This is a genomic window from Ochrobactrum sp. SFR4 (genome assembly GCF_019730395.1).
Classification (GTDB): domain Bacteria; phylum Pseudomonadota; class Alphaproteobacteria; order Rhizobiales; family Rhizobiaceae; genus Pseudochrobactrum.
This window is the reverse complement of the sequence record NZ_JAAPBB010000484.1, coordinates 1-326: the sequence shown is the minus strand read 5'-3', so window position 1 is coordinate 326 and position 326 is coordinate 1. Positions and strand designations below refer to the sequence as shown.

Annotated in this window: 1 protein-coding gene; it reads right to left on the bottom strand. The window is 52.5% G+C overall.

Translation table 11 applies throughout. The features are described 5' to 3' along the window. Positions 1-326, bottom strand: a 326-nt coding sequence (locus tag HBA93_RS19915) for an alpha/beta-hydrolase N-terminal domain-containing protein (RefSeq protein WP_286202085.1), incomplete at both ends; no start/stop codon positions are given.

The window sequence follows — 326 nt, the reverse complement described above, 5'->3', positions numbered from 1 at the left end:
GATCAGGCCGGTTTTAAACGGGTGTGCGCTTTCAACCTTTTCCAGTTCCATCAGGGAGCGGATGGAGTTCTGCCCGTCTGCGGCATGCCATAAGAACACCATAGCGGTGATGACTGTGACAGCCATTGCAGCAATTTTAGCCGCATGGGAAATGCGGCCTTTAAGCTTTGGCAGTTGCAGATAATTCCACAGCCAGAACAGAAAAACACCGATGCCATAGCCGATGGCGAAACACGCACCGGACAACACGCCCTGTATCAGAAAAGGGCGTGGCACCAGTGAAGACGTGAGCGAAGCTGCAAAAAATAAAGTGCCGAGCAGCATCC